1 protein-coding gene is annotated in these 773 nt (G+C 65.1%); it reads left to right on the top strand.

Annotated elements, in window-relative coordinates; translation table 11 throughout:
* Positions 1-771, top strand: a 771-nt coding sequence (locus DIE22_RS37815) for a 3-hydroxybutyrate dehydrogenase (RefSeq protein ID WP_148093215.1), incomplete at its 5' end; no start/stop codon positions are given.
* Positions 772-773: the final 2 nt, after the last annotated feature.

The following is a 773-nucleotide window of genomic DNA, read 5'->3' as shown; positions in this document are numbered from 1 at the left end:
GGCAAGACCGCAGTCGTCACGGGCGCCGCAAGCGGCATCGGCAAGGAAATCGCACTGGAGCTCGCGAAGGCGGGCGCGGCCGTCGCGATCGCCGACCTGAACCAGGACGGCGCCAACGCGGTTGCCGACGAGATCAACAAGGCAGGCGGCAAGGCGATCGGCGTCGCGATGGACGTGACCAGCGAGGACGCCGTGAACAGCGGCATCGACAAGGTGGCCGAAACGTTCGGCTCGGTCGACATCCTCGTGTCGAACGCGGGCATCCAGATCGTCAACCCGATCGAGAACTACGCGTTCGCCGACTGGAAGAAGATGCAGGCAATCCATGTGGACGGTGCATTCCTGACGACCAAGGCCGCGCTCAAGCACATGTACAAGGACGATCGCGGCGGCGTCGTGATCTACATGGGTTCGGTGCACTCGCACGAAGCGTCGCCGCTGAAGTCCGCGTACGTGACGGCCAAGCACGGGCTGCTGGGCCTCGCACGCGTGCTGGCGAAGGAAGGCGCGAAGCACAACGTGCGCTCGCACGTCGTGTGTCCGGGCTTCGTGCGCACGCCGCTGGTCGACAAGCAGATTCCGGAGCAGGCGAAGGAACTCGGGATCAGCGAAGAGGAAGTGGTGAAGAAGGTGATGCTCGGCAACACGGTCGACGGCGTGTTCACGACGGTGCAGGACGTCGCGCAGACGGTGCTGTTCCTGTCGGCGTTCCCGAGCGCCGCGCTCACGGGCCAGTCGTTCGTCGTCAGCCACGGCTGGTTCATGCAGTAACG

This window comes from Burkholderia sp. Bp9142 (genome assembly GCF_003853415.1).
GTDB lineage: Bacteria > Pseudomonadota > Gammaproteobacteria > Burkholderiales > Burkholderiaceae > Burkholderia.
The sequence above is the reverse complement of the archived record's forward strand: the minus strand, read 5'-3'. Positions and strand labels throughout refer to the sequence as shown.